This window comes from Kitasatospora sp. NPDC088346, assembly GCF_044740765.1.
Classification (GTDB): Bacteria; Actinomycetota; Actinomycetes; order Streptomycetales; family Streptomycetaceae; genus Kitasatospora.
The window spans coordinates 45,650-72,585 of the sequence record NZ_JBIURH010000035.1; the positions used below are offsets into that span (position 1 = coordinate 45,650).

Consider the following 26,936-nt stretch of genomic DNA (forward strand, 5'->3'; position numbering starts at 1 on the left):
GCTCATGCGTTGGCCACCCGCTTCTCGACCTTCTCCCTGATCAGCTCCATCTGGATCCGCGAGTTGCGGTTGATGTGGTTGGTCATCGCGGCGTCGTCGACCGGGGCGGTCGGCTTCATGGCGAAGTCCTGGATCCAGCGCATCCGGGTGCCGTCCGGCGCCTCGGCGTACTCCCAGCGGATGTCCATGAACTCGAACGGTCCGGGCTCGACCCGGCGGGCCTTGACGGCGAGGGCGGCGCGGTCGGTCTCGCGCTCGGAGACCCAGCTCCAGACCGTGCCGTTCTCGTCCGGGTGCATGGTGAGCCGGAACATGGTCCGCTGCCCCTCGCGCTCCAGGACCTCGACGGTGGCGTACTCGCTGAACAGCTGCGGCCAGCTCTCCAGGTCGTTGGTCATCTCCCAGACCAGGTCCACCGGGGCGTTGATGAGGATCTCGTTGTCGGTGTGGCCGGGCATGTCAGGCTCCTGTCTTCACGGACGAGTTGACGGCGTCGAGGAACTGCTGCGGGGTCTTGGACATCTCGGCACCGGGCGTGATCTGGGTGCCGTACCGGTTCTCCAGCTCGCCGACGATGCCGAGCAGGCCGAGCGAGTCGACCCCGAACTCGTCGAAGGTCGCGTCGGGGTGCTCGATCGCGTCGGCGGCGATCGTGATGCCGGCCCGGGTCTTGATCAGTTCGGCGAGTTCCTCGTGGGTCAGGTGGTGGTCCATCAGGGTGTTCTCCTTGTCGGGTCGGTCGGGCGGTTCCTGGCCGGGGTCACGGCCGGCGCAGCACCAGGGCCGCGTTGGAGCCCATCAGCCCCCGGCTCAGCACCAGGGCGGTGCGCAGCCCGGCCGTCCGCGGGTAGCCGGTCACCAGGTCGAGGTCGTGGCAGACGTCGGTGACGTTGGGGGTGGGCGGCACCAGGCCGTGTTCCATGGCGAGCACCGCGGCCGCGGCGTCGATCAGCGGTGCGCCGCAGTAGGCACGGCCGGTGCCGGCCTTGGGTGCGGTGACCGGGACGTGGGTGGCGTGCTCGCCGAGGGCGTCGGCGAGGGCCAGCGCCTCGGCCCGGTCGGCCTCCGGGACGCCGAGGGCGTCCGCGAAGACCACGTCGATCTCGTCGGGGGCGCAGCGCGCCTCCTCCAGTGCGCCGCGGATCGCACGGGCGAGGCCCTCCCGGGACTCGGCCCAGCGGGACGCGCCGGTGAAGGTGGCGGCGTGACCCGCGACGACGGCCCGGATCCGGGCGCCCCTGGCGCGGGCCGACTCCTCGTCCTCGACCACGAACATCGCACCGCCCTCGGCCGGCACGAAGCCGCGGGCGGCCGCGCTGAACGGCAGGTAGGCGAGGTCCGGGTCCGCGCCGAGGCTGAGCTCGCGGTAGCCGAGCTGGCAGACCATCGAGTACGGGGCGAGCGGCGCCTCGGCGGCGCCGACCACGACCCGGTCGGTGCCCCGCCGGATGGTCCGGACGGCGTGCGCCACCGCGTCCAGGCCGCCGGCCTCGTCGCTGGCCACCACCGCGCACGGCCCCTTGAAGCCGCCGCGGATGGAGATCTGGCCGGTGCTGGCGGCGTAGAACCAGGCGATGGACTGGTAGGGGCCGACGAAGTGCGGGCCCTGGCCCCAGAGGTTCTGCAGCTCCCGCTGGCCGAACTCGCCGCCGCCGGAGCCGGCCGCGGTCACCACGCCCACCCGGAACGGGTCCTCGGGGTCGGCGGTGAGCCGGGCGTCCTCCAGCGCGAGGTCGGCCGCGGCCATCGCGTAGTGCGTGAAGCGGTCGGTCTGGACGAGGTACCGGCCCTCGATGGCAGCCTGCGCGTCGAAGCCGTGCACCTCCCCGGCGACCCGCAGCGGCATCCGCTCGCAGCCCTCCCGGGTGATCGGGCCGAGCACGGAGGCGCCCTCGCGGGTCGCCTTCCAGAAGTCGTCGGCGCCGACGCCGTTGGGCGCGACGACGCCGATGCCGGTGACCACGGCGCGGCGGGGTGTCCGGGCGGCCGTCATGCCGTCACCCCCTCGCGCCGGAGCACCACGGCGGACTGGAAGCCGCCGAAGCCGCTGCCGACCGACAGGACGTTGCGCAGCGCGACCGAGCGGGCGGTCCTCGGCACGTAGTCGAGGTCGCACTCCGGGTCGGGCGTCTCGTAGTTGGCGGTCGGCGGGACCACGCCGTTGTCCAGGGCCAGGGCGCAGGCCACCAGCTCGATGGCGCCGATGGCGCCGAGCGAGTGGCCGACCATCGACTTGATCGAGCTCATCGGCGTCGCGTACGCGTGCGCGCCGAGCGAGCGCTTGACGGCGGCGGTCTCGTGCCGGTCGTTCTGCTTGGTGCCGGACCCGTGCGCGTTGACGTAGTCGATGTCGGAGCTGTTCACCCGGGCCTGGGCCAGGGCGCTGTCGATCGCCTCGGACATCTCCCGGCCCTCCTGGGTGAGTCCCGTCATGTGGTAGGCGTTGCCGAACGTCGCGAAGCCGCCGACCTCGCAGTACACCCGGGCGCCCCGGCGGCGGGCGTGCTCCAGCTCCTCCAGCACCAGGACGGCGCCGCCCTCGCCGAGCACGAAGCCGTCCCGGTTGGCGTCGAACGGCCGGGAGGCGTGCGCCGGGTCGTCGTTGCGCTCGGAGGTCGCGTGGATGGCGTCGAAGCAGGCCACGGTGATCGGGGAGATGGGCGAGTCGGAGGCGCCGGTGATGCAGACGTCCGCCCGCCCGTCCTGGATGGACTGGAAGGCGTAGCCGACCGCGTCGAGGCCGGAGGTGCAACCGGTCGAGACGGTCTGCACCGGGCCGTGCGCGCCGCTCTGCTCCGCGACGGCGGAGGCCAGCGTGCTGGGCGCGAAGGCCCGGTGCAGGTGCCGTTCGGCCTTGCGGTGGTCCACGTCCCAGCGCGCGCCGCCGGCGCTGACCAGGGCGTAGTCGTGCTCCAGCCGGGTGGTGCCGCCGACTGCGGTGCCGAGCGAGACCCCGATCCGCCAGGGGTCCTCGGCGGCGAGGTCGAGGCCCGAGTCGCCGACCGCCTCGGCGGCGGCGACCAGGGCGAACTGCACGTACCGGTCGGCACGGGCGATCTGCTCGGCGTCCAGGCCGTGGGCCGCCGGGTCGAAGTCGCACTCGGCGGCGATCCGGGAGCGGAAGCCCTCCGGGTTGAAGAGGGTGATGCCGCGGGTCGCCGTCCGGCCCGCGGTGAGCAGGTCCCAGAAGGCCCGGACACCGACGCCACCGGGGGCCACGATGCCGATCCCGGTGACCGCCACCCGCCTGGTCACGAGTTCACCCGGGCGTGTTCCGGGGGAACGGCCCGGGCCGACTGGTCGACGGGGGTCTCCTCGGTGTCCACGTGCCCGAGCTCGGGCCGGGGGGCCAGGGGGCCCAGGTGGAAGACCATCCGGGCCTCGGTGTCGCCGACGTTGCGGAAGCGGTGCCGCATGTTGAGCGGGATCATCAGGCCCTGCTGCGGGCGCAGCGGGTGGGCGACCCCGTCGAGGTCGACCTCCAGGTCGCCGCACACGACGAAGACGAACTCCTCGGAGTACGGGTGGTAGTGCTCACCGATCCGGTCTCCCGGCTGCACGATGGCCAGGCCCATGAACCCGCTGGTGGCGCCCACGGTGGTCGGTGTGAGCATCGCGCGCAGGTCACCGCCGCGTCGTCGGTTCGGCTCGGCCTCGTCGACGTGCACGATGTGTGGGAACTGCGTGGTCATGGTGCTACCTCCAAGATGACTGACGGGGAAGACCCCGGAGCGGGCGGGCCGCCGCCCCGGGACGGGGGGACGACGCGGGTTCAGGCGTCCTTCGAGCGGCGGTCGGTGACCAGGTCCATCCGGCACTCTGCGAGGAAGCGGCCGACCGCCGCGCCGTCGCTCAGCTCGTGCCCGTCGAGGTCGACCAGCCGGGCGAACACGCCCTCGGAGCGGTCGCCGACCACGCCGAGCACCACGTCGGGCGAGGTCTCCGGGGCGGCCGTCAGGTCGACGACGCGGACCACCACGTCCTCGCGCTGGAACAGCGTGGCGGCCGCGACCACCCCGCCCGGCTCGGCCACCGCGAGCTGGTCCTGGGCCGCCAGCAGGTCGGCCAGCGCCGCCCCGCAGCCGCTGCGGACCGGGTACAGCAGCGCGTACCGGGTGACCCTGCCGGGCGCCGCGGAGCGTGCCACGTGGTGCACCGCGGGCAGCGCGGCCCGCATGAAGAAGGACCGCGCGGACTCCGGGTTGTTCAGGTCCCGGGCCTCCTCCAGGTACGGGTTGATGGCCTCCTCGACCGCCCGCACCTCGGGCTGCTGCGCCACGTGGCGCAGGGCCGCGGCCAGGTCGCCGGCGACCTCGACGGCGCGCACCACCCGGTTGCCGCGCATGAACAGCGAGGTGCGCAGGAGCCGGGTGTGGTCGTCCACCCGGGCGGCCGGCGAGCTGTAGCCCGCGAGGATCTTCGCGACGGCCGCCTCGCTGCCGGGCTTCACCTTGAAGGTGAGGGCGTGCCGGACGGTGCCGTCGGTCACCGGCGCCGGGCCGTCGAAGGTCCGGTCGCCGGCGGTCTCGCGCATGATGTTGTACCGCAGCGAACGGGTGTCCCGGACGCAGCCGTGCAGCGGCTTGACCATCTCGCGGTGCGCCTCGCTGTCCACCCAGGCCAGGAACGGCTTGGCGCTCTCCCACTCGCTGGTGATCAGCCACTGCGAGGGGTCCTCGATCGACTGGCAGAGCTGGTCGCTGACGTGCCCGGGCACGGCCGCGACCTGGTGGCGGAGCTGCTCGTAGGCGTCGAGGAAGCGCTGCTGGGTGCCGTCCATGATGTCGCAGAACAGCACCACGCGCAGTCGCGAGGCGACGAGGGCCTGGGGCCGCGACACGGGTTCGGTCAGGGTCGTCATGTCTTCGGTCTCTCCTTGGGAGGGCGGGCAGTGCCGGGGGCCCGCGTCCGGCGTCCGGCGCCCGGTCGCGCGAGCTGACGGGACGTCGGATCCGGCGTCCGGCGGGGAGCGGGCGCCGCCGGGGTGCGGGCCACCGGGTCTGAGCTCGATCGTGAGGCGCCGTCACGGACGGCGCGAGGGCTGGAAGCCATCCGAGCGAAAACCCGGGACATGACATCCCCTCACCGGGCGTACGGGCCCTCTCCGCCGGAGTCTGTACGTGGGCTGTCCGAGGTCGGCGCAGGACCGCCGGAAGGCCCGCATCCCGCCGCACGTCCCGCAGAGACTGGAGTGATTCGATGAAGTCAGAGGTCAGCGACCGGGTACCGGTCCTCATCGTGGGTGGCTCCCTGGTGGGGCTGTCCGCCTCGCTCTTCCTGGGGCGGCTCGGGGTGAGACACCTCCTGGTCGAGAAGCATTCGGACACCTCGCACCACCCGCGCGGACGCGGCAACAACGTCCGGACGATGGAACTCTTCCGGGCCGCCGGCGTGGAAGAGGCGGTCCGCGAGGCCGCCTCGGTGCTGGCCGACAACCACGGCATCCTCCAGGCGGACACCCTCACCGGCGCGGACCAGGAGTGGCTGTTCCGGGAGATCGACCCCGGCGGCGCGCTCTCCCGGTTCAGCCCGACCGGGTGGTGCCTGTGCAGCCAGAACGACCTGGAGCCGGTCCTGCTGAAGCGGGCCCGCGAGCTCGGGGGCGACCTGCGCTTCAGCACCGAGCTGGTGGAGTTCGAGCAGGACGCCGACGGGGTGCGGGCCGTCCTGCGGAGCCGGGAGACCGGCACGCTGCGGACCGTCCACGCCGACTACCTGATCGCCGCCGACGGGCCGCGCAGCCCCGCCCGCGAGCGGCTGGGCATCGGGCAGGAGGGCCCGGGCGACCTGTTCCACAACGTCAGCATCACCTTCCGCGCCAAGCGGCTCGCCGACGTGGTCGGCGACCGCTACTTCATCGCCTGCTACCTGACGAATCCTCAGGGTCCGGGCGCACTGCTGCCGGTCGACAACCAGGAGCAGTGGGTCTTCCACGCCCCCTGGAACCCGGACGGCGGCGAGACCCTGGAGGACTTCACCGACGAGCGCTGCGCCGCCCACATCCGCGCCGCCGTCGGGGTGCCGGACCTGGAGGTCGAGATCACCGGGAAGGCCCCCTGGCACGCGGCCGAACGGGTGGCCGAGCGCTACCAATCCGGGCGGGTCTTCCTCGCCGGCGACTCCGCCCACGAGATGTCCCCCACCGGCGCGTTCGGCTCCAACACCGGGATCCAGGACGCCCACAACCTGGCCTGGAAGCTGGCCGCCGTGCTCGGCGGCTGGGCCGGGCCCGGCCTGCTGGAGACCTACGGTCAGGAGCGGCGGCCGGTCGCCCAGGCCACCGGAGCGCGGGCCTCCGCCCGCTCCGCCGAGCACCGGCACCCGGGCTACGACGCGGTGCCCGGCACCGGCCGCCAGAAGAACGTGCTGGCCGTCGCCCTCGGCTACCGCTACCCGGTGGGCGCGGTCGTGGGCACCGACCCGCAGGCGCCGCCGGTGCCGGACGGCTTCGCCGCGACCGGCGAGCCGGGCAGCCGCGCGCCGCACCTGTGGGTGCGCCGGGCGGGCGTGCGGATCTCCACCCTCGACCTGTTCGAGGACTCGATGGTGCTGCTCACCGGCCCCGACGGCGAGGCCTGGCGGGCCGCGGCACAGCGGCTCGCCCGGCAGCACGGCGTCCCGCTGGCCGCCTACCGGATCGGCGACGGGCCCGAGCACGAGCTCGCGCCGGAGCCCGGGCCCGGCTGGGCCGAGGCCTACGGGACGGGCGCCGACGGCGCCGTCCTGGTGCGCCCGGACGGGTTCGTGGCCTGGCGGGCCACCGGCGCCCCGGCGGCGGGCTCCGCGGCCGCGGAGCCGGTGCTGGCGCAGGCGCTGCGCGCGGTGCTGTGCCTCGACGCGTGAGCGCGGGCCCGTCCCGCGGCGCCTGACCGGTTCAGTGCCCGGCGCCGCTCCGGCTGCCGGCCCCCTCGGGGTCGGCAGCCGGAGCGTGTCCGCGTCGGGCCCGGCAGGCGACGGCGTCCGCGAGGGCCACCAGCAGGGCCAGCACGACGAAGCCGAGCGCCATCAGCAGGCCCAGCTGGAAGGCGCCGGGCCAGTCGGCCCGGTGGGTGCCCATCCAGGAGAAGAACACCGCGCCGACGGCGGCGATCCCGACCGCGGAGCCGATCCGCTGCGCGGTCTGCAGCACGCCGCTGGCGCTGCCCGACCGGGCGACCGGGACCTGGCTGAGCGTCAGCGTCTGGTTCGGCGAGACGACCAGGCCGCTGCCCACCCCGGCCACCAGCAGCGGCAGCGCCGTCGCCCAGCCGACGTACCGCCCCGACCAGATGTGCACGGTGACCGCCGCGGCGGCCAGCCCCAGGACCACCAGCACCAGCCCGGCGGTCACCAGCGGCCTGCCGTACCGGTGCACCACCCGGCCGCCGATCGCCGCGGAGGCGGCCGAGCCGAGCGCGAACGGGGTGATCGCCAGGCCCGCGAGCAGCGCGCTGTAGTGCTCGCCGTTCTGCAGGTAGAGGCTGAAGACGAAGAAGATCGCGGTGAATCCGGCGAAGTAGACCAGGGACAGCAGCACCCCCAGCGAGTACGAGCGGGCCCGGAACAGGCTCATCCGGACCACCGGCTCGCGGTCGCGGCCGTAGCGGAGCTCCCAGCCGACGAAGGCCGCGAGCAGCACCACCGACGCCGGGATCAGCAGCCACTTGGCCTCGTTGCGCCACTGCTGCTCCACGAAGGGCAGCAGCAGGAGCAGGGTGCCGGCGCCCAGCAGGAGCACCCCGACCGGGTCGAAGTCGCCCCGGCCGGCGGCGGGTCGCGGCGCACCGTCGGGGGAGGCCGGGGGGCCGGGGAGCAGGTGGTGGGCCAGCACGAGCGCGACCAGGCCGATCGGCAGGTTGACGAAGAAGACCCACCGCCAGCCCTCCTCGGCGCCGAAGGCCTCGATCAGGATCCCGCCGAGCAGCGGGCCGACGGCGGTGGAGATGCCGATGGTGGATCCGAGCATCCCGAAGGCGCGGCCGCGGTCCGGTCCGCGGAAGAGCTGCTGGATGAACCCGGAGATCTGCGGGACCAGCAGGCCGCCGGCGACGCCCTGGGCGAAGCGGGCGGTCACCAGCCAGGTCTCGTTCTGCGCGGCCCCGGCCACGGCGCTCGCCGCGGTGAACAGGGCGAGGCCGGTCATGAAGACGGCGCGGCGGCTGCGTGCGTCGCCGAGCCGACCGGCGGGGACGAGGACCAGGCCGAAGGCCAGCGCGTACCCGGAGAGCACCCACTGCACGCCGCTGTCGGAGAGCCGCAGGCCCGTCCGGACGGAGGGCAGGGCGACGTTGACGATGCTGATGTCCAGCAGGGACATGAAGCCGGCCAGCAGGCAGACGAACAGGGCCTGCCAGCGCCGCTCGTAGAGCTCCGCATCCCCGGGCCCGGCGCCCGGGGGCGGGCCGGCCGGGGCGGTGCCGGCGGCGGTGTGCGGGTGCTGCCCGGCGTCGTCGGCGGGGGCGCCGGCGGGGGGTGGTGTGGTCACGGGGGTGCCTTTCGCGACGCGGGCTGCCGACCAGCCCCTAACGATGGGTCGCGACGCCACTGCCGATGTCCTCGATCATCATGGCGGCGCGTCGACCGTCCCCCGTGCGCCACGCCGTAGCGGGCGCGTCCCTCCGTCCGCCGCGCGGCGGCGTCAGCCCTCGGGGCTGAGGTGCGGCAGCACCCGGTCGAGCCAGCGCGGCGTCCACCAAGCCCACTTGCCGAGCAGGGTCATCACCGCGGGCACCATCAGCAGGCGGACCACGGTGGCGTCGATCAGCACGCTGACCGCGAGGCCGAGCCCGAGCATCTTGACGACGATGTTGTCGCTGACGATGAAGGCCGCGAAGACGGAGAACATGATGAGCGCGGCGCAGGTGATCACGCGGGCGGTGATCTCCAGGGCGTGGGCGACGCTGGCCTTGCTGTCCGCCGTCCGGGTCCAGGCCTCGTGGACGCGGGAGAGCAGGAAGATCTCGTAGTCCATGCTCAGGCCGAAGACGATGGCGAACATCATCATCGGCACGTAACTCTCGATCGGCACCTTGCCGTTGACGCCCAGGGCGGGCCCGCCCCAGCCCCACTGGAAGACCGCGACCACCACGCCGTAGGAGGCGGAGATGGACAGCAGGTTGAGCACGGCGGCCTTGAGCGCGACCAGGGGCCCGCGGAAGACCAGCAGAATGATCAGGAAGGCCAGGCCGACCACCACCGCGATGATCACCGGGAGCCGGGCGGAGACGATGTCGAGGAAGTCGACCTGTCCGGCCGTGGAGCCGGTCACGTAGCCCTCGGCCGGGGTGCCCGCCAGTGCGGCCGGCAGGACGGTGTCCCGGAGCTGGTTGACCAGGTGGGTGGTGTTCTCGTCCTGCGGCACGGTCGAGGAGAAGACGGTGCCGAACAGCACCTCGCCGTCCGGGGTCGGCTGGAGCTGGGTGACGCTGGAGGAGCCGGGCAGGCCGGTGAGCGCCTGCTGGACGGCGGCGCCCTGCGCGGCGCGGTCGGCGGAGGCCACCGAGGTCTGGTCGACCACCACGGTCAGCGGCCCGTTGGAGCCGGGGCCGAAGGCGTCGCTCATCAGGTCGAAGGCCCGCCGGTCGGTGAAGGTGATCGGGTCGGCGCCGTCGTCGATGTGCCCGAGCTGGATGGAGAACAGCGGGATCGCCAGGATCGCGATCACCACCACGCCGCCGGCCAGGAAGGACCAGGGCCGGAACTCCACCCGCCGCGCGTAGCGGTGCCAGAAACCGGCGGCCTCCTCGCCCGGTCCGGTCGAGGACTCGGCGACGGGCCTTCGCACCCGGAAGCGGTCGATCCGCGGGCCGATCAGGCCGAGCAGGGCCGGCAGCAGGGTGAGCGCGCCGAGCACCGCGGAGACCACCGTCACGGCGGCCGCGACACCGAGCTTGGTGATGAAGGTGACGCCGGAGGCCGAGAGGCCGGTGAGCGCGACGATGACCGTGCAGCCGGAGACCAGGACGGCCCGGCCGCTGGTGGAGACCGCGCGGCCGGCCGAGGCGATCGGGTCCATGCCGTCCATCAGGTCCTGGCGGTGACGCGTGATCAGGAAGAGGGCGTAGTCGATGCCCACGCCCAGGCCGATCATGGTCGCCAGGGTCGGCGAGACGGTGGCGAAGGTGGTCAGCGCGGCCAGCAGCCCGAGGCAGGCCAGTCCGACGATCACCCCGATCAGCGCGGTGACCAGGGGCAGGCCGGCGGCGATCACGCTGCCGAAGCCGATCAGCAGGACCAGGATCGCGACGGCGAAGCCGATCGCCTCGCTGCTCCGGTCGTCCGCCTTCGGCCGGGCCAGCTCGCCCAGCGACCCGCCGTACTCGACCTCGACGCCGGCCGCCCGCAGCGGGGCGACGGCGTCGTCGACCCCGGTCAGGTACGGGTCGCCGAGGGTGCTGGGGTTGGAGTCGAAGCGGACGGTGATGAAGCCCGTCTGCCCGTCGGCGGAGAGCGGGCCGGTGGGCAGGGAGGGCACCGTGAGCGGGTTCTGCACCGAGGTGACGTGCGGCAGCTGCTGCAGCGAGGTGACCACCTGGCCGATCTGGCCCTGGAAGGTGCTGAGCGGCTGGGCGTCGTTCAGCACCACCGGCGAGCTGTAGCCGCCGACCGTCGGGTCGTGCTCCTGGAGGACGTTCTGGCCGATGCTGGACTGCGAGCCGGGGAGCGCGAAGTCGTCCGAGTACTCGCCGCCGTGCAGCCGGTTGAGCGCCTGGAGGCCGCCCAGGGCCACCAGCCAGATCAGCAGGACGATCACCCAGTGACGGGCGCACCACGAACCGAGGCGCCAGAGCAGGCCGGGGTCGGCGGGGGCGGCGGGCGTGGCGGAGCTGTGGGACACGGGCATTCGCTCTCCCGGCTGGATCCGGGCGGTCGCCCGTGCGGTCGGCGCTCAGTGATGTGGCTTTTCTGACGATACGTACCATCGGGCCGGTGGGTGCCACCACGCACCGCCGGACGAGTGGTCGACCGGTCGTCAGATGCCGAGGCGCTCGGCCCGGGCGGCCGCGACGTCGAGCAGCCGGTGCACGTCGGCCTGGGTGGTGCCGGCGGCGTCGTTGTACGCGTCCGGGGAGCCGACGGGACGGCCGGTCGCGTGCAGCACCTCCATCACCTGGGCGCGGGCCCGGCGGGCGGTGTACGGCGTGCCGTAGCCGTGGGCCAGGACGGCGGCCTGGGCGCCGAGCAGGCAGACCCGGCCCTCGCAGTCCCACATCGCGCCCTGCAGCCAGCCGGCGTCGGCGAGGTATCGGGAGGTCAGCCGCAGGTGCCCGGCCACCGTGACGTCGACCGGGCGGGCCGGGCGGCGGACCAGCCGGTCCCACAGCGTCCGGCGGGGGAGGTCGTGGCCCGCGTTCCAGGACACCGCGACACTGCCGAGCTGGCAGACGTAGGGGGCCGGCAGGCGGGCCGGGGCCGGGAGGGAGGCCAGGTACGCCTCGACCTCGGCCACCAGGCCGCAGGCCTCGGCGGTGAGCACCGGGCGGTCGGGGGACCCGGGCGCGGCAGGGGCGGCGGGCAGGATGACGGGCATGCGGCGCTCCATTTGTCCGGGTTTGGCGGCATTCCTTGATAACCCGAACCCCGGCCGGGGGCGCGTCGGGCCAGGTCCGGCCGCGTGTCCGGCGGCGCGGGGGCGCACAGGTCGGCGCACGCCCCGGGCGCGAACGGCCCGTCCCGCGCGTTCCGCTACCCGCCGCCGATCGGGTTGGATGGGGGCCATGAGCGAGGAGACAAGCGCCGCACCGGCGTGGGAGCAGCGGTTCCGGGCAGCGCGGGTATCGCTGCCGGACTGGGCCGAGGACGCCCCCGAACGCGCGCTGTACGTGTCGAACGCGACCGGGACCTACGAGGTGTACACCTGGGACCGCACGACCGACCAGCACCGCCGGGCGACCGACCGGCCGACCGGCACCACCGACGCCGAGCTGAGCCCGGACGGCGAGTGGGTCTGGTGGTTCGACGACACCGACGGCGACGAGCTCGGCGTCTGGCGCCGGCAGCCGTTCGCCGGCGGGCCGGACGAGGAGGCCGTCCCCGGCGTGCCCGCCGCCTACTCCACCGGCCTCGCACTGGGCCGGGACGGCACCGTGGTGGTCGGCACCTCCGGCGAGGAGGACGGCACCGAGCTGTACCTGCGCCGCCCTGGGTCCGCGAAGGCCGAGGTGATCTACCGCCACGCCGAGTACGGCGGGCTCGGCGACCTCTCGTACGACAGCTCGCTGCTGGCCTTCGAGCACACCGAGCACGGCGACGCGATGCACGCCGCGATCCGGGTGATCAGGACGGCCGACGGTTCGGCCGTCGCCGAGCTGGACGAGGTGACCGGGCGTCCGGACCCGCGCGGGCTGGTCTGCCTCGGCTTCGCACCGGCCGACGGCGACACCCGGATGCTGCTCGCGCACCAGCGCCGCGGCCGCTGGGAACCGGTGGTCTACGACCTCGCCACCGGGACGGAGACCGCGCTGCCGCTCCACGACGAGCAGGGCCGGGACTTCCCCGGCGACCTCTCCGCGCAGTGGCGGCCCGGCGCGGCGGCCCTGCTGATCGAGCACGAGTACGAAGCCCGCAGCGAGCTCTTCTCGTACGAGCTCGCGACCGCCACGCTGACCAGGCTGGACACCCCGCGCGGCACCGTCGCCGGGGCGACCGCCCGGCCGGACGGCACGGTGGAGTTCCTCTGGTCCTCCGCGGCCGAGCCCTCGGCCGTCCGGTCCACCTCCGGCGCGGTGGTGCTCCGGGCGCCCGGGCCGGTGCCGCCCGGCTCGGTGCCGGTCGAGGACGTCTGGGTGGACGGGCCCGGCGGGCGGGTGCACGCGCTGGTCCAGCGGCCGGAGGGCACCGGCCCGTTCCCGACCGTCTTCGAGGTGCACGGCGGCCCGACCCACCACGACAGCGACTCCTTCGCCGCCGGCCCGGCCGCCTGGCTCGACCACGGCTTCGCCGTCGTCCGGGTCAACTACCGCGGCTCCACCGGCTACGGCCAGGCCTGGACGGACGCCCTGCGCGAGCGGGTCGGCCTGATCGAGCTGGAGGACATCGGCGCCGTCCGCACGTGGGCGATCTCCTCCGGCCTGGCCGACCCGGAGCGCCTGGTGCTCTCCGGCGGCTCCTGGGGCGGCTACCTGACCCTGCTGGGACTGGGCGTGCAGCCCGACCACTGGACGCTCGGCCTGGCCGCCGTCCCGGTGGCGGACTACCTCACCGCGTACGCCGACGAGATGGAGGCGCTCAAGTCCCTGGACCGCACGCTCTTCGGCGGCACCCCCGAGGAGGTCCCGGAGCGCTGGCACGCCTCCTCGCCGCTCAGCTACGTCGAGCAGGTCCGGGCACCGGTCTACATCAGCGCCGGCGTCAACGACCCCCGGTGCCCGATCCGGCAGATCGACAACTACGTGCGGCGCCTCGCCGAACTGGACAAGGTGCACGAGGTGTACCGGTTCGACGCCGGGCACGGCTCGCTCGTCGTGGAGGAGCGGATCAAGCAGCTCCGGCTGGAGATCGACTTCGTCCGCCGCCACCTCGGGGAGCACGGGTGAACCGGACCGGACGCGGCGGCCTCGCCGCCACCGTGGCCGTGGTGCTCACCCTGCTGCTGGCCGCGAGCGGCTGCGCCTCGGACGACGGCTACGACGACTGCTACCAGGCCCTCGCCGCGCCCGCGCAGGCGATCGACAAGAGCGGCAAGAGCGGAGGCGGCAGCAAGAGCAGTGGCAGCAAGAGCAGCAGCAAGGGCTCGAAGAGCTCCAAGAGCACCCGGACGGTGCACCACCACACCGACTCGCACAGTGACGGTGACGGCGACGGGTGCGGCCGGCCCGCGCCCAGCCCGACGCCGACCAGGGTGCCGCTGCCCGCGGTGAGCCCGGGCGTGAAGCGGTAACGCCGGCGGCTACAGGGCCGGGTCCAGTCCGAGGGCCCGGTCCTGCACCGCCTCCGCCTCGCGGCGGACCAGGCGGTACCACATGAAGACCACGAAGCCCGCGAAGACGAACCACTCCAGGGTGTAGCCGAGGTTCTGGAACGCGCGCAGGCTCAGCCCGTCACCGCCCTGCGGACGGACGGTCGGGACGGCGGTCAGGCCGGCCGGCGCCTCGTCGGCCGCCACCCAGCCGTCGAACACCGGGTACGGCAGCGCGTTCACCAGGGTCGCCGGGCTGATCGTGCCGAGCTGGCCGGTGGGCAGCCCGCCGGCCACCGCGCCGCCGCTGCCGCTGGTCTCCGGCGCCTGCAGCCGGCCGGTCACGCTGACCTCACCGGCCGGCACCTGCGGGGCGGCGCCCGGCTCGCCGGCCGCCCAGCCGCGGACCACCGCGACGGCGCGACCGTCCGGGGTGCGCAGCGGGGTGAGCACGTAGTAGCCCTCGTGACCGTCGACCGTGCGGTTGGGCACCAGCAGTTGGCGGGCCGCGTCGTAGTCGCCGGTGACGGTGACCGCCCGGCCGACGGTGTCGGTGCCGACCCGGGCCTGCTCGCCGGTCAGGACGGTGCCGAGCGGGACGGCCGGACCGGTGGCGGCGACCGCGGCCGCCAGATCGTGCTGGGTGCCGACCCGGTCCTCGAAGCGTCCCAGCTGCCAGGAGCCGAGCAGCAGGCAGACCACGATGGCGACCAGGCCGACGGCGGTGCCGCCCAGCCAGCGCGGGGTCAGGAGAAACCGGTACACACCCCCCACCGTAACCACTCCTCACCCCGGCCCCGCCGCCGGGTCCGCCGGGCCGGGGACGGGTGCGGCGACACCCGGGCCGCTGCCCGCCCGACGCCCCGACCGCCGCCCTGCCCGACGCCCGGGGGCCACCCGACCGCCGCCCGGGGGCTATCCGCCAGACGGTGCCGAGGGCTGGGGGCCGGCGCCGCCCGGCTCGGGAAGCGTCTGGTGGACCGTCCCGCCGCACGCCCCCTTCAGCACGGCGCTCGCCACCACCGGGGCGTCCGCCTGCGGCGCGTACGCCAGGGTGAGCGCCGGTACCGGAGCGGTCGGCGTGGGGGTGGGACTCGGTGCGGGCGTGACCGGATCGGACGGGCTGGGGCTCGCGCCGGCGCCGGCACCGGCCCCCTGCTGCTCCCCGCCCGGTGCGGCGGAGGCGGGGTCGATCAGCCCGGCGTGCACCGCGGCGGGCACCGCCTGGCTGCTCGGGGCGGTGCCCGCCGCCGTACAGCCGGTGCCCGGGACCCAGCCGAACCGGATCCGGTACCAGGAGCCCGGCGCCAGCAGCACCTCCTGCGGCTGGGCCGCCGGGGCGGGCAGTGCGGCGGCCGCGTCGCCGGCCCGGTGCGGCACCACCTTGACGCTGCCGGGATCGCTGCCGACGGCCGCACTGACCGTCAGCCGGCCGTCCTGCGGAACCCGACAGCCGCCGGCGGAGGTGTTGCGCAGCGCGATCCAGCCGTACACCTTGCCGGCGGCGTCCGGCGGCTCCAGGTGGGTCTGCGGCTCGCCCAGGTCCCCCGGGGCGCACCAGGGCGCCGGGGGCGGGGCGGAGGTACCCGTGGTGCCCGCGGCGGACGGTGCGCTCGGGGCCACCGTCCCCGGGTCGGCCGACGGGCTCACGCCGGCCGTGCCCTCGGCCGGACGGGCGGACGGCAGCGGGTGGGCGGCTCCCCGGGTGGGGTCGGTCGGGGACATGCCCGCGCGGACCGGGGTGCGCTCGGCGTCACCGGCGCCGCCCGAGAGGTCGAGCGGGCCGATGCCCCGGATCGCGGGCACGGCGGCGGCCGCCATCAGCACGGCGGCGGCGGCGCCCGTCCAGGTGTTGCGGTAACGGACCCTGCGGCGCGGCACCGCGATCCTGATCCGGGCCAGCGCCGCGGCGTCGGGCTCCAGGTCGGCGACCGACCGGTGCAGCAGGTCCCGCAGCTCCCGCTCCAGCGGAGTGCCCTCGCCGGGCTGACCGCTCGTCGGGTCGAGGCCGCCACGGCGGCTGTGACCGTCAGTCATCACTGGTGTCCATCACGGTCCGCAGGGCGCTCAGTCCGCGTGAGCCGTACGCCTTCACCGAACCGACGGAGATGCCGAGCACCTCGGCTGCCTGAGCCTCGGTCAGATCCGCGTAGTAGCGCAGCACCAGTACCTCCCGCTGACGGCGTTGCAACCCCCGGAGCGCCGCTCTGAGGCGGTCGCGCTCCAGCGCATCGTAGGCGCCCTCTTCTGCACTGGCCATGTCAGGCATGGGCTTGGGCAGCAGCCGCAGGCCGAGGATCCGTCGTCGCAGCGTGGACCGCGAGAGGTTGACCACGGTCTGCCGCAGGTAGGCGAGGGTCTTCTCCGGTTCGCGGACCCGGCGGCGGGCCGCGTGCACCCGGATGAAGGCCTCCTGGACCACGTCCTCGCAGGAGGACAGGTCGTCCAGCAGCAGCGCGGCCAGGCGCAGCAGGGACCGGTAGTGGGCCTGGTAGGTCTCGGTGAGCTGGTCGACGCTGGCCCCGGTCGCGTCCGATGCCGCCGAAGCAGCTGCCACGGCGCTATCGGCCGGCCGCCGGGCCGCCCCCGGCAGCGTCATCACCGGCAGTGCCGCCACGCCCACTGCCCCCATCGCATTCGCCACGCCTCTTGGACACTCGAACCCCTGTCATGGTTGCCCTGACCCCGGGGACATTCTTCCGTACCGTCGGAATCCGCCTCCAGGGTTATGGGAAGGGATTCTGACCCATCGTCCGGACGGGCGCCTCCCGGCGCCGGAAGCCACAGGTGGAGGCGGTGGGCGCGGCCGAACACGGCGACGGCCGGCCGCCCGAGGGCGACCGGCCGTTGTGCGGCTCTGCTTGTGCTGCTGTGCGGTCGTGCGCGGCTCCGCGGCCGTGCGGCCGTGCGGCTGGGCGCCTCAGCGCCCGGTGCCGCCGTAGACGACGGCCTCGTCCGTCTCGCTGTCCAGGCCGAACGCGCTGTGCACCGCGCGGACCGCCTCCGGGACGTCCTCGGAGCGGGTGACCACCGAGATCCGGATCTCCGAGGTGGAGATCAGCTCGATGTTGACGCCGGCCTCCGAGAGCGCCTCGAAGAACGTCGCGGTCACGCCCGGGTTGGAGCGCATTCCCGCGCCGACCAGGGAGAGCTTGCCGATCGCGTCGTCGTAGCGCAGCGACTCGTAGCCGATGCCCTCCTTGACCCGGGCCAGCGCGTCGATGGCCTTCTGGCCGTCGGTCTTGGGCAGGGTGAAGGAGATGTCGGTGAGGCCGGTCGACGCGGTGGAGACGTTCTGCACCACCATGTCGATGTTGACCTCGGCATCCGCGATGGCGCGGAAGATGCGGGCCGCCTCGCCCGGCTTGTCCGGTACGCCGACGACCGTGATCTTGGCCTCGGACGTGTCGTGGGCGACTCCGGAGATGATGGCCTGCTCCATCTCGCCCCCTTCGGGCTTGTTCGGGTTGGTGCCACTGACGATTGTCCCCGGCAGACCGGAGAAGGACGAGCGTACGTGAATCGGGATGTCGTAGCGCCGCGCGTACTCGACGCAGCGGTCGAGGAGCACCTTGGAGCCGGACGAGGCCAGCTCCAGCATGTCCTCGAAGCCGATCCAGTCGATCTTGCGGGCCTTCTTCACCACGCGCGGGTCGGCGGTGAAGACGCCGTCCACGTCGGTGTAGATCTCGCAGACCTCGGCGCCCAGGGCCGCCGCCAGCGCCACCGCCGTGGTGTCCGAACCACCGCGGCCGAGCGTGGTGATGTCCTTGCTGACCTGGGAGACGCCCTGGAACCCGGCCACGATCGCGATGTTGCCCTCGTCCAGGGCGTTGCGGATCCGGCCCGGCGTCACGTCGATGATCCGCGCGCGGTTGTGCGTGGAGTCGGTGATGACACCGGCCTGGCTGCCGGTGAAGGACTGGGCCTCGTGGCCCAGCGTTTTGATCGCCATGGCCAGCAGCGCCATGGAGATGCGCTCTCCAGCGGTCAGCAGCATGTCGAACTCACGGCCGGACGGAAGAGGGGTCACCTGTTCCGCGAGTTCGATGAGCTCGTCCGTCGTGTCGCCCATCGCGGACACCACGACGACGACCTCATGGCCGGCCTTCCTGGTGTCGACGATCCGACGGGCCACGCGCTTGATGCCCTCGGCATCCGCAACGGATGAGCCGCCGTACTTCTGCACGACAAGGCCCACGTGCGCTCCTCGACTTGAGTCGGTTTCGGGGGATTGGTGGCCCCCTCGGCCCCACGGAAACGGGGCTGTGCGGTCCGCGTCAGTCTATCGAGCGGGGCAGGCCGATCCGCCACATTCCATATGATGAGACGCTGGTATCGCCTGACGGACAGGAGGACGCCGTCCCGACCGGCAGGTCTCCGGGCGAACCGCCGGCCGCCCGGAGAATCGCCGGGCCCACCCGGCCGCGACCCCCGGGATTTCGACGCCCCGGAAATCGCTGACGACTGCGTCACATCCGCACCGAGCACCCGGCCGGCCCTCGCCGGGTGACCGGCCCGCACCGCGCGGGTGGCCCGCGGCGGGCTCAGAGCCCCAGCTCGGCCGCCATCAGGTCACCGGCCTGCTGCTCCAGCTGCTCGTCGGTGAGCCCGTCGTCGTCGGTGTCGGCCCCGTCCGCCGCCGCACCGATCGGGCTGTCCAGCCGGACGTGCGCGATCAGCGACTGCAGCGCCCGCAGCACGGCCGTGCAGGTGGAGCCCCAGTTCGACAGGTACGAGAACTGCCACCACCAGAGCGCCTCGCTGACCCGGCCCTCGCGGTAGTGCGTCAGCCCGTGCTGCAGCTCCGACACCACCCCGGCCAGGTCGTCCGAGATCCGGAACGCGCTCGGCTTCTCCGGCGGCCCGTACGGGTCGAAGACCTCGTGGTACACGTCGATCGGGGCCAGCAGCTCGGCCAGCCGCTCCCGGAGCTCGACGCCGTCCGGCTCCGGGCCGGTGTCGGGCTCGAAGCGGTCCTCGGGCAGGACGTCCTCGATCGCCCCCAGCCGTCCGCCGGTCAGCAGCAGCTGGGAGACCTCCAGCAGGAGCAGCGACACCGCGCTGCCCGGCTCGTCGCCCTTGGCGACCTCGGAGACCGCCAGCACGAAGCTCTCCACCGAGTCGGCGATCTGGACGGCGAAGTCGTCCGGCTCGTCGGTATGGGTGAGGCTGTGGGTTACGTCAGACATCGAGCAGTCGTCTCCCTTCGAAGGCCCGGCCGAGGGTGACCTCGTCGGCGTACTCCAAGTCCCCGCCGACGGGCAGGCCGCTCGCCAGCCGGGTCACCTTCAGGCCCATCGGCTTGCAGAGCCGGGCCAGGTAGGTGGCGGTCGCCTCCCCCTCCAGGTTGGGGTCGGTGGCCAGGATCAGCTCGGTGACCGTGCCGTCCGCGAGCCTCGTCATGAGTTCACGGATCCGCAGGTCGTCCGGACCGACACCCTCGATCGGGCTGATCGCGCCACCCAGCACGTGGTAGCGGCCCCGGAACTCCCGGGTGCGTTCGATCGCCACCACGTCCTTGGGCTCCTCGACCACGCAGATCACCGCGAGATCGCGGCGCGGGTCGAGGCAGACCCGGCACTGCTCGGCCTCCGCGACGTTGCCGCAGACCGCGCAGAACCGGACCTTCTCCTTGACCTGCTGCAACGCGAACGCGAGCCGGCGGACGTCGACCGGGTCGGCCTGCAGGATGTGGAAGGCGATCCGCTGTGCGCTCTTGGGCCCGACGCCGGGCAGCCTGCCCAGTTCGTCGATCAGGTCCTGAACCACGCCCTCGTACAACTCCGCGCCTTCCTTCGGCCGGGCACCGCTCCGGGGCCTGTTGCCCCGGTGCCGGGTGCTCCGGTGCCATCATCCAACGAATCGGGCGCCGGACACACCGTCCGACGCCCGACCACCGCATTAATCACACATCACCCGACCCGCCCGCACGACCGCCGGACGACCGGGGAACCCGGTGTCGCCCCAGGTCAGAACGGGTCGAGGGGTCAGAACCCGCGGCTCGGCCGTCAGCGGGTCAGAACGGGAGACCGGGGATCCCGCCGCCACCGAGGCCCTGGGTCAGCGGGCCCATCCGCTCCGCCTGGAGCTTCTGCGCCGCCGCACTGGCGTCCCGGACCGCGGCCAGCACCAGGTCGGCCAGGGTCTCGGTGTCCTCCGGGTCGACCGCCTCGGGCGCGATCGTCAGCGCCACCAGCTCACCCGAACCCGTCACCGTCGCCTCGACCAGACCGCCGCCCGCCGAACCGCTCACCTGCGCCTCGGCCAGCTCGCGCTGCGCCTTGCCCAGCTCCTCCTGCATCTTCTGCGCCTGCTTCAGCAGCTGCTGCATGTTGGGCTGGCCACCACCAGGGAACACGGCTCTCTCCTGCCTGTACACGGAAACGTCGCCGGTGCCGACGACACCCTTCCGAGCGTACGCGTCACCCGATCAGCCGTTGTGGTGGATCTCCTCCAGCACGGTGGCGCCCAGCTCGCGGATGATCAGCTCCTGACCGGAGAACACCTGCTCGTTCAGGTCCGGGTCGTCGTCCTCGGGGACGTCGTCCTCCGGCGCCACGTGCTGCGGCGCCGGCGGCCGGGACGGCCCGGCCTGCGAAGACGGCGGCCGAACGGCCGAGGGCTGCTGCGGCCCGGCCTGCGGAGCGGCCTGCACCGGCGGGGACGGCTGCTGCGCCGGGGCGGGCGCGGGGGGCGCGGCCGGCTGGAAACCGGACGGCTGACCCCCGGGCGGCTGACCGCCCGGCTGGGGGAACCCGGAGGCGGGGCGGGCGGCCGGCGCCGGGGCACCCCAACCGCCGCCTCCGCCCCCGCCGCCCGTGGCCGGCGGGGGCGTCCCGCCGGCGGAACCGCCGGACGGATCGACGATGCACTCCACCCGCCAGTCCACCCCGAGCGAGTCCGCGAGCGCCTGGCGCAGCACGTCGTCACTGTTGCTGGAGACGAAGCTGTCCCGGGCGCCCGCGTTGACGAAGGACACCTGGAGCACGCTGCCGTCGAACCCGGCCACCTGGCCGTTCTGGCTGAGCAGGATCCAGGTGAACCGGCGGCGGTTCTTCACCGCGTCCAGGATCTGCGGCCACATCTGCCGGATCTGCCCGGCGCCCTGCTGGGCGGCGGCGGACGGCTGGGCGGCGGCCGGGGCGGACGGGGCCTGCGGCTGGGGCTGGACCGGCTCCGGGATGGCGGCCGGGACGGGCGGGGCGGGCGGCGTGGCGGCCGCGGCCGGCTGGTCGGCGGGGGCCGGGGACCCCGCGGCCGGGAAGCTCCGCGGGATCGGCCAGGCACCCGGCGCGGGGCCGGCGGCCGGGGCGGGCGCAGCGGGGACGGGCGCGGGCGCCGCGGCGGGGGTGACCGGTGCCGGCGCGGCCGGGGCCACAGCGCTTTCGGCCATCGGCTGCACGACCGGCTGCACGGCGGACGGCGGGGCGAAGCCGCCGATCGGAGCCGCGAGCGCGCCCGCAGCGGCCCGCAGCTCCAGCTTGTCCAGCCGGGCCTGCAGCGACAGCTCGTCGCTGTACGCGCCCGGCAGCATCACCCGGGCGCAGATCAGCTCCAGCTGCAGTCGAGGCGCCGCGTTCCCGCGCATCTCGGTCAACCCGGTGTTGACGATGTCGGCGGCCCGGCTCAGCTCGGCCGCGCCGAACCCGTCCGCCTGCGCCTGCATGATCGCGACCCGGTCGGCGGGCGCGTCCAGCAGGCCCTTCTCCCCCGCGTCCGGCACGGTCGCGAGGATCACCAGGTCGCGCAGGCGCTCCAGCAGGTCCGTCACGAAACGGCGCGGGTCGTGGCCGCCCTCGACCACCCGGTCGATCACCTGGAAGACGGTCGCGCCGTCCTGCGCGGCGAAGGCGTCCACCACCTCGTCCAGCAGCGCGGAGTCGGTGTACCCGAGCAGCGAGGTCGCCATCCGGTACGTCACCCCGCCCTCGGCGGCGCCGGCCAGCAGCTGGTCCATCACCGACATCGAGTCCCGGACGGAACCGGCGCCGGCGCGCACGACCAACGGGAAGACCGGGTCCTCGACCTCGATCCCCTCCCGGCCGCAGACCTGTGCCAGGTAGTCGCGCAGGGTGCCCGGCGGCACCAGCCGGAACGGGTAGTGGTGGGTGCGGGAGCGGATCGTCCCGATCACCTTCTCCGGCTCCGTGGTGGCGAAGATGAACTTGAGGTGCTCCGGCGGCTCCTCCACCACCTTCAGCAGCGCGTTGAAGCCGGCCGAGGTCACCATGTGGGCCTCGTCCAGGATGAAGATCTTGTACCGGCTGTGCACCGGGGCGAAGAACGCCCGCTCCCGCAGCTCACGGGCGTCGTCCACACCACCGTGCGAGGCCGCGTCGATCTCGATCACGTCGATCGAGCCGGGGCCGCCGGTCGCCAGGTCCCGGCAGGACTGGCACGCGCCGCACGGCGTCGGGGTCGGGCCCTGCTCGCAGTTGAGGCAGCGGGCGAGGATCCGCGCGCTGGTCGTCTTGCCGCAACCGCGGGGACCGCTGAACAGGTAGGCGTGATTGACCCTGTTGTTGCGCAGGGCCTGCTGGAGCGGAGCAGTCACATGCTCCTGGCCGATGACCTCCGCAAAGGTCTCCGGGCGGTAGCGGCGGTACAGGGCTAGGGACACGCCACCGACGATATCGGGCGCGGCAGACAAACGCGTCGCCCCCGCGAGCCCCCGGGAACGCAAGGACCCCCCGTGCACCCGCCAGAGCCCTCCTACCCTTGCTGCCTTCCGGCCCTGGGGGGGTTCAGAGAGATAACGCCGCACGAGGGGCTGGCACCAGAGTAGCGGATCCCGGACCCCGTCCGTACCGCCGTCCCGCTTCCGCGATCCGCAGGCAGCCGCCCGCAGCCACCTGCGGATAGGTGGTCGCGAGCACCCCTGAACATGTACTAAGCTCTCCCACGGAGGATTCGCCTAGTGGCCTAGGGCGCACGCTTGGAAAGCGTGTTGGGGGCAACCCCTCACGAGTTCGAATCTCGTATCCTCCGCCAGCACCACACAGGGGCTGACCTGCGAAAGCGGGTCAGCCCCTTGTGCTTGCCCGGGAAAATTACAGCACCGGTGTCAGCACGGGTCGGCTAGGTTCGTCGCATGGCATCCATTCGCGTTCGCGAACGCAAAGACGGCGGCACCACGTACACGGTCACCTGGCGTGACGGCGGGGCCCGGGCAGGCAAGCAAGAGTCCGAGAAGTTCGACGAGATGGAACTCGCCGAGCGCTTCCGCGACCTGGTGAAGGGGTTCGGCGAGCAGTGGCCGCCCGGGTGGGTCCGGGGACGCGGTTTCGTCGAGGAAGCGCCGGCCGAGCCCGAGGTCGAGGTCGACCCCGAGACGATGTTCGAGGCGTACGCGCTCAAGTTCGTCGACCTGCTGACCGGCGTGCAGGGCGGCACCAAGGCGAAGTACCGGAAGATGATCGAGCACAGCATGGTTCCGTGGTTCCGCGACTGCTCGGTCGCCGACGGCGAGCTGTCCATCACGAGCGACGCGATCAAGTTGTGGGTCAACGACCTGGGAGCGGGGCGCTGGGGGCCGCACCCACCCGAGGGTGCGCGCAAGCGCCGCAAGCACCGGGCGAAGACCATCCGGGACGAGCACGGCCTGCTGTCGAGCATCATGAAGGCCGCCGTCGTGGCCGACCTGCGCGCGGCCAACCCGTGCGATGGCACCCGACTGCCGCGCACGGACGACACCGACGCCGATGAGATGTGCTTCTTGGAGCACTGGGAGTACGCCCTTATCCACAAGCACCTGAAGGCCGATGCCGCCGACATGGTCGAGCTTGCGGTCGGGACCGGCCTTCGGTGGGGCGAGCTGTCCGCCTTGCAGAAGCGTGACATCGTCCGGCGCAACGGGCGCCCGGCGCTGCGGATCCAGCGGACGTGGAAGCTCGACGAGAACGGAAAGCGGTACATGGGGCCGCCGAAGACGAAGAAGTCGCGGCGCACCATCGTCCTGACGGCACGTCAGAGTGAGATCGTCCAGCTCGCGGCCCGGGGCAAGGCGGCGGACGGCCTACTGTTCCTCGCGCCCCAGGGCGGTGCATGGCTGCCGGTGGGCTTCCGGCGCCAGCGGTGGTTGCCGGCCATCGCGACGGCCCAGGAGGAGGGGCTGACCAAGTCGCCCCGCATGGTGAGTCGGCCCGGGGTGCGGTGCCGGGATTGCTCCCGGTCCGTTTCCCCGGACCGCTCTCCGAACCCGCCGTGCCGATCTCTCGGCAACGGGCTCTCCACGGTTCCTGCCGTCAGGCGGGGTTCGCAGGAGGCCACGGGGACGGGATCTTGTTGCCCCGGTAGGTGTAGCGGGAGACCGTCACACCCTCGATCCGGAAGTACTCGACCCCGTCGGCCGCGATCCTCCACCGCCCGGAGGCGGCGAGGTGTCGGCGGACCTGTCCCCAGTTCCAGCCGTGACGTGCCCTCAGCATGTGGACCAGCCTCCACCAGGTGAAGTCGTCCAGTTTGCTGAAGGTGTGCTTGGCCACGGCGTACTTGAAGTAGTTGGCCCATCCGCGCATGATCTGACCGAGTCTGGTCAGAACCGACGCGAAGTCCTGCTGCGATGTCTTGTGCGTCAGGGCACGAATCTTCGCCTTCAGCGACCGGAGGGGCCTGACCGCGATGAAGGTGTAGACGTACCACTTGTCCGTCCCCCTCTTGCGCTTCCACCGGATGCGGAAGCCGAGGAAGTCGAACCCGTCGCCCAGGTGGACCACTTGGGTCTTGGCCGGTGACAGCCGCAACCCGAGCGGAGCCAGCGCGACGGCGACATCTTCGCGTAGCGCCTCGACGTGCTCGCGCGAGCCGTGCACCAAGATGACGAAGTCGTCCGCGTAGCGCACCAGCCGCCACGTCGGTCGCCCCTTGGCGCGCCGGTAGCCGCGTTTGCCGTGGGTCGACATTGCCCCGCCAGGCTTCCACGGCCCCATCACGTGCTCATCGAGCACGCTCAGGGCGATGTTGGCCAGCAGCGGAGACAGGATGCCGCCCTGCGGTGTGCCGGTCATGGTGTCCCGGTGTTCGCCGAGTTCCGTGAGGATCCCGGCCTTGAGGAACGCCTTGACCAGCGCCAGGACGCGCTTGTCCTTCACCCGCCGACGCACCCGGTCCATCAGGGCCGCGTGGTCGATCGAGTCGAAGCACGCCTCGATGTCCGCATCCAGCACCCAACGGTAGCCGCGGGAGCCGAAGTGGTGGATCTCGGCGATCGCGTCCTGGGCACGCCGCTTGGGCCGGAAACCGTACGAGCACGGAGCGAAGTCCGCCTCGAAGATCGGCTCCAGCACCAGTTTCAGCGCCGCCTGGACGACCCGGTCCGCAACCGTCGGAATCCCGAGCTTGCGGACCTTCCCCGACCCGCCCGGTTTCGGGATCTTGCGCTCCCGCACCGGCAACGGTCGGAATGAACCGTCCTTGAGACGAGCCCGCAGGTCGTCCAGGAACCCGGGCACACCCACCTGCTCCGCGACGTCGGCGACCGTCAAGCCGTCCACGCCAGCAGTGCGCGCACCCTGGTTCCCCGCGACCCGGTCGAACGCCACGATCAACGTCGCCGGGTCACACACGAAGTTGAACAATTCATCGAACCGGCGGCCAGGATCGGCCACCGCCCAACGGTGAAGCTTGGCCTGCATCTCCGATACCCTCGCCCCCGGCCCGGGCGGACCAGAACGAGGAGCATCGCCATTCGGCGACGCGTCTTCCGGCATTGCAGCGTCCTTCCCTTCTCGAAACCGCTGCCGCCCTTCCCCATGTGGCCGGCTTTCCCGACCTCGGAGTACTACGGCGGCTCCGCCCCGTCCCGGACCGATCGGCGGTCGACGCGCCCAACCCCACCATCGCCGCTGGACGCGACGCGCAGGGCAAGACCCGGGACGGTTCCCGTGTTCACTGTGGTTCGCTCAACGAAGTAGGAGCCCGACTATGCCCCTGCGGCATCGCTGCGAGTACGCCGCAGACCTTCCTCGCAGCCTCCCTGACAGCTCGTGCCCACTGCCCCGGAAGTTCCCCGCCCAACCCGCGACGGGTCCGCACCGCTTCCAGCCCAGATCCACCAGGTTCGAGCTGGCGTCGCATAAAGGGGGTGTCACACGCCGGTTCCTCGCGTACTCCTCTCCGTCCCGCTCGCCGGACCCGAACCATCTGGCAGTACTGGCCCGTCCCGGCTTTGTCAGGGCCGCTCCCACCCTCCCCGGCGTCACCCGGATCCGGCTGCCCTCAGCTCCACCGCCCTGCTGCGACAGGATCAGCGGCGAAGGTCTCTCACCTCCACTCGAACCACAGCGCCTCACGGCGCACGCACGACCTGCGGCACACGCACGCCTCGTGGATGATCGCGGGCAGGCTCCCGCTGCCGGCGCTCCAAGCGCGGTTGGGCCACGAGTCGATCCAGACGACGGTGGACGAGTACGGGCACCTGCTCTCCACCCTCGACGAGGAGGTGATCACCGCCGTCGACACGGCGTTCAGCCTCACCCAGGTCGGCCCTCCGGCCGACGTGGTGCCCGCCCGCGCGGACCTCGCCGAGGCCGCCTGACCCTGACCCCGGCAGCACAGTGCCCCCGGACCGCGATCGGTCCGGGGGCACTCGTACGTGCGTTTACCTAGCAGGCAGGGCGAGGGGCTCACCCTTGATCAGGCACTCGATCTGACCGGCCAGCACATCCGCCGCCCGGTTGGCGTCGACCCCACCAGCCATCCAAGCCCGGACGTCCGCCGCGTGTCGCGCAAAATGATCAGCCGACAGGACGCGCGGGTCTCCCACGAGCACAAGCCTGCCGCAAAGCACCACCAGCATGACCGGAACGCCCTCGTCGAGTTCCGCCAGCTCGTGGGTAACACTGTCCACACAACCCCCTCTTTCGAGCAGCCCCAGGTCGGCCCCCGTTGCTGCACCCACCTGAAGTTCCCCCACTGAGCTGGACAGCCTGATACTGGGACGGTTGAGTCCCGGAGGAAGCAGTCCAGGTAGTGAGTGGCAAGAGCAACATGAGCAAGCGGTACACGGCGGAGTTCAAGCGGGATGCGATCGCGCTCGTCCGGTCGTCGCCGCATCGGA

Annotated in this window: 23 protein-coding genes, 1 tRNA gene and 1 other RNA gene; 5 read left to right on the forward strand and 20 right to left on the reverse strand. The window is 73.0% G+C overall.

All coding sequences use genetic code 11. The features are described from left to right. Positions 1–2: 2 nt before the first annotated feature. The 6 genes from ACIOFR_RS31285 to ACIOFR_RS31310 all read right to left on the reverse strand — a co-directional run bounded on the left by ACIOFR_RS31285 (position 3) and on the right by ACIOFR_RS31310 (position 4,861). Complete coding sequence (locus ACIOFR_RS31285; protein ID WP_401002607.1) at positions 3–458, reverse strand: SRPBCC family protein; 456 nt, start codon at positions 456–458, stop codon at positions 3–5. A 1-nt stretch (position 459) separates the two neighbouring features. Next, positions 460–714 carry an acyl carrier protein gene (locus ACIOFR_RS31290; protein ID WP_401002608.1) on the reverse strand — a complete coding sequence of 85 codons (255 nt, stop codon included), beginning with the start codon at positions 712–714 and terminating at the stop codon, positions 460–462. A gap of 46 nt (positions 715–760) precedes the next feature. Further along, on the reverse strand, positions 761–1,993 hold the full coding sequence (locus ACIOFR_RS31295; protein ID WP_401002609.1) for a beta-ketoacyl synthase N-terminal-like domain-containing protein: 1,233 nt from the start codon (positions 1,991–1,993) through the stop codon (positions 761–763). After that, the gene (locus ACIOFR_RS31300) at positions 1,990–3,255 is read right to left on the reverse strand and encodes a beta-ketoacyl-[acyl-carrier-protein] synthase family protein (protein ID WP_401002610.1); all 1,266 of its coding nucleotides are present in this window, start codon (positions 3,253–3,255) and stop codon (positions 1,990–1,992) included. Before ACIOFR_RS31300 ends, ACIOFR_RS31295 begins: the two co-directional genes overlap by 4 nt. After that, positions 3,252–3,692: a cupin domain-containing protein gene (locus ACIOFR_RS31305; protein WP_401002611.1), complete on the reverse strand. Its 441-nt coding sequence runs from the start codon at positions 3,690–3,692 to the stop codon at positions 3,252–3,254. The genes ACIOFR_RS31300 and ACIOFR_RS31305 overlap by 4 nt, the downstream gene beginning before the upstream one ends. 80 nt (positions 3,693–3,772) lie before the next feature. Then, on the reverse strand, positions 3,773–4,861 hold the full coding sequence (locus ACIOFR_RS31310) for a SchA/CurD-like domain-containing protein (RefSeq protein ID WP_401002612.1): 1,089 nt from the start codon (positions 4,859–4,861) through the stop codon (positions 3,773–3,775). A gap of 338 nt (positions 4,862–5,199) precedes the next feature. Here ACIOFR_RS31310 and ACIOFR_RS31315 point away from each other — a divergent pair, with 338 nt between their 5' ends. Beyond that, positions 5,200–6,843, forward strand: coding sequence for an FAD-dependent oxidoreductase (locus tag ACIOFR_RS31315; RefSeq protein ID WP_401002613.1), 1,644 nt, complete (start codon positions 5,200–5,202; stop codon positions 6,841–6,843). A gap of 31 nt (positions 6,844–6,874) precedes the next feature. Here the strand turns inward: ACIOFR_RS31315 and ACIOFR_RS31320 are convergent, their stop codons facing one another. The 3 genes from ACIOFR_RS31320 to ACIOFR_RS31330 form a co-directional block, all read right to left on the reverse strand. Then, the gene (locus ACIOFR_RS31320; RefSeq protein ID WP_401002614.1) at positions 6,875–8,464 is read right to left on the reverse strand and encodes an MFS transporter; all 1,590 of its coding nucleotides are present in this window, start codon (positions 8,462–8,464) and stop codon (positions 6,875–6,877) included. A gap of 153 nt (positions 8,465–8,617) precedes the next feature. Further along, positions 8,618–10,822 (reverse strand): MMPL family transporter, encoded by a 2,205-nt coding sequence (locus ACIOFR_RS31325; protein WP_401002615.1) that lies wholly within the window; start codon positions 10,820–10,822, stop codon positions 8,618–8,620. Between the two features lie 129 nt (positions 10,823–10,951). Beyond that, entirely contained in the window at positions 10,952–11,509 is a 558-nt protein-coding gene (locus tag ACIOFR_RS31330) for a hypothetical protein (RefSeq protein ID WP_401002616.1), read from the reverse strand. Positions 11,510–11,696: 187 nt separating this feature from the next. Here ACIOFR_RS31330 and ACIOFR_RS31335 point away from each other — a divergent pair, with 187 nt between their 5' ends. Both ACIOFR_RS31335 and ACIOFR_RS31340 read left to right on the forward strand, forming a co-directional pair. Next, on the forward strand, positions 11,697–13,514 hold the full coding sequence (locus ACIOFR_RS31335; RefSeq protein WP_401002617.1) for a S9 family peptidase: 1,818 nt from the start codon (positions 11,697–11,699) through the stop codon (positions 13,512–13,514). Further along, a complete protein-coding gene (locus ACIOFR_RS31340; RefSeq protein WP_401002618.1) occupies positions 13,511–13,858 on the forward strand; it encodes a hypothetical protein in 348 nt (115 codons plus the stop codon). Before ACIOFR_RS31335 ends, ACIOFR_RS31340 begins: the two co-directional genes overlap by 4 nt. A gap of 9 nt (positions 13,859–13,867) precedes the next feature. Here ACIOFR_RS31340 and ACIOFR_RS31345 read toward each other — a convergent pair whose 3' ends face one another. The 9 genes from ACIOFR_RS31345 to ffs all read right to left on the reverse strand — a co-directional run bounded on the left by ACIOFR_RS31345 (position 13,868) and on the right by ffs (position 22,651). Further along, positions 13,868–14,641 (reverse strand): SURF1 family protein, encoded by a 774-nt coding sequence (locus ACIOFR_RS31345; RefSeq protein WP_401002619.1) that lies wholly within the window; start codon positions 14,639–14,641, stop codon positions 13,868–13,870. Between the two features lie 150 nt (positions 14,642–14,791). Further along, positions 14,792–15,913, reverse strand: a complete 1,122-nt coding sequence (locus ACIOFR_RS31350) for a hypothetical protein (protein ID WP_401002620.1) — start codon at positions 15,911–15,913, stop codon at positions 14,792–14,794. Continuing rightward, the gene (locus ACIOFR_RS31355) at positions 15,906–16,475 is read right to left on the reverse strand and encodes a SigE family RNA polymerase sigma factor (RefSeq protein ID WP_371503356.1); all 570 of its coding nucleotides are present in this window, start codon (positions 16,473–16,475) and stop codon (positions 15,906–15,908) included. Before ACIOFR_RS31355 ends, ACIOFR_RS31350 begins: the two co-directional genes overlap by 8 nt. A 321-nt stretch (positions 16,476–16,796) precedes the next feature. Next, entirely contained in the window at positions 16,797–18,077 is a 1,281-nt protein-coding gene (locus ACIOFR_RS31360) for an aspartate kinase (protein ID WP_401002621.1), read from the reverse strand. Positions 18,078–18,423: 346 nt separating this feature from the next. Next, positions 18,424–19,068, reverse strand: a complete 645-nt coding sequence (locus ACIOFR_RS31365) for a DUF5063 domain-containing protein (RefSeq protein ID WP_401002622.1) — start codon at positions 19,066–19,068, stop codon at positions 18,424–18,426. After that, the gene (recR, locus tag ACIOFR_RS31370) at positions 19,061–19,660 is read right to left on the reverse strand and encodes a recombination mediator RecR (protein WP_371498067.1); all 600 of its coding nucleotides are present in this window, start codon (positions 19,658–19,660) and stop codon (positions 19,061–19,063) included. Before recR ends, ACIOFR_RS31365 begins: the two co-directional genes overlap by 8 nt. A gap of 235 nt (positions 19,661–19,895) precedes the next feature. Then, positions 19,896–20,237, reverse strand: coding sequence for a YbaB/EbfC family nucleoid-associated protein (locus ACIOFR_RS31375; protein ID WP_401002623.1), 342 nt, complete (start codon positions 20,235–20,237; stop codon positions 19,896–19,898). Positions 20,238–20,309: 72 nt separating this feature from the next. Beyond that, entirely contained in the window at positions 20,310–22,499 is a 2,190-nt protein-coding gene (locus ACIOFR_RS31380) for a DNA polymerase III subunit gamma and tau (RefSeq protein ID WP_401002624.1), read from the reverse strand. A gap of 61 nt (positions 22,500–22,560) precedes the next feature. Then, positions 22,561–22,651: signal recognition particle sRNA small type (ffs, locus tag ACIOFR_RS31385), an RNA gene on the reverse strand. A gap of 131 nt (positions 22,652–22,782) precedes the next feature. Here ffs and ACIOFR_RS31390 point away from each other — a divergent pair. Next, positions 22,783–22,870, forward strand: a tRNA-Ser gene (locus ACIOFR_RS31390). A gap of 1,253 nt (positions 22,871–24,123) precedes the next feature. Here ACIOFR_RS31390 and ltrA read toward each other — a convergent pair. After that, positions 24,124–25,512 (reverse strand): group II intron reverse transcriptase/maturase, encoded by a 1,389-nt coding sequence (ltrA, locus tag ACIOFR_RS31395; protein ID WP_401002625.1) that lies wholly within the window; start codon positions 25,510–25,512, stop codon positions 24,124–24,126. Positions 25,513–25,961: 449 nt separating this feature from the next. Between ltrA and ACIOFR_RS31400 the strand changes: the two genes are divergently transcribed. After that, positions 25,962–26,414 carry a tyrosine-type recombinase/integrase gene (locus tag ACIOFR_RS31400; protein ID WP_401002626.1) on the forward strand — a complete coding sequence of 151 codons (453 nt, stop codon included), beginning with the start codon at positions 25,962–25,964 and terminating at the stop codon, positions 26,412–26,414. Between the two features lie 63 nt (positions 26,415–26,477). Here ACIOFR_RS31400 and ACIOFR_RS31405 read toward each other — a convergent pair whose 3' ends face one another. Then, positions 26,478–26,726 (reverse strand): hypothetical protein, encoded by a 249-nt coding sequence (locus ACIOFR_RS31405; protein ID WP_401002627.1) that lies wholly within the window; start codon positions 26,724–26,726, stop codon positions 26,478–26,480. Positions 26,727–26,936: the final 210 nt, after the last annotated feature.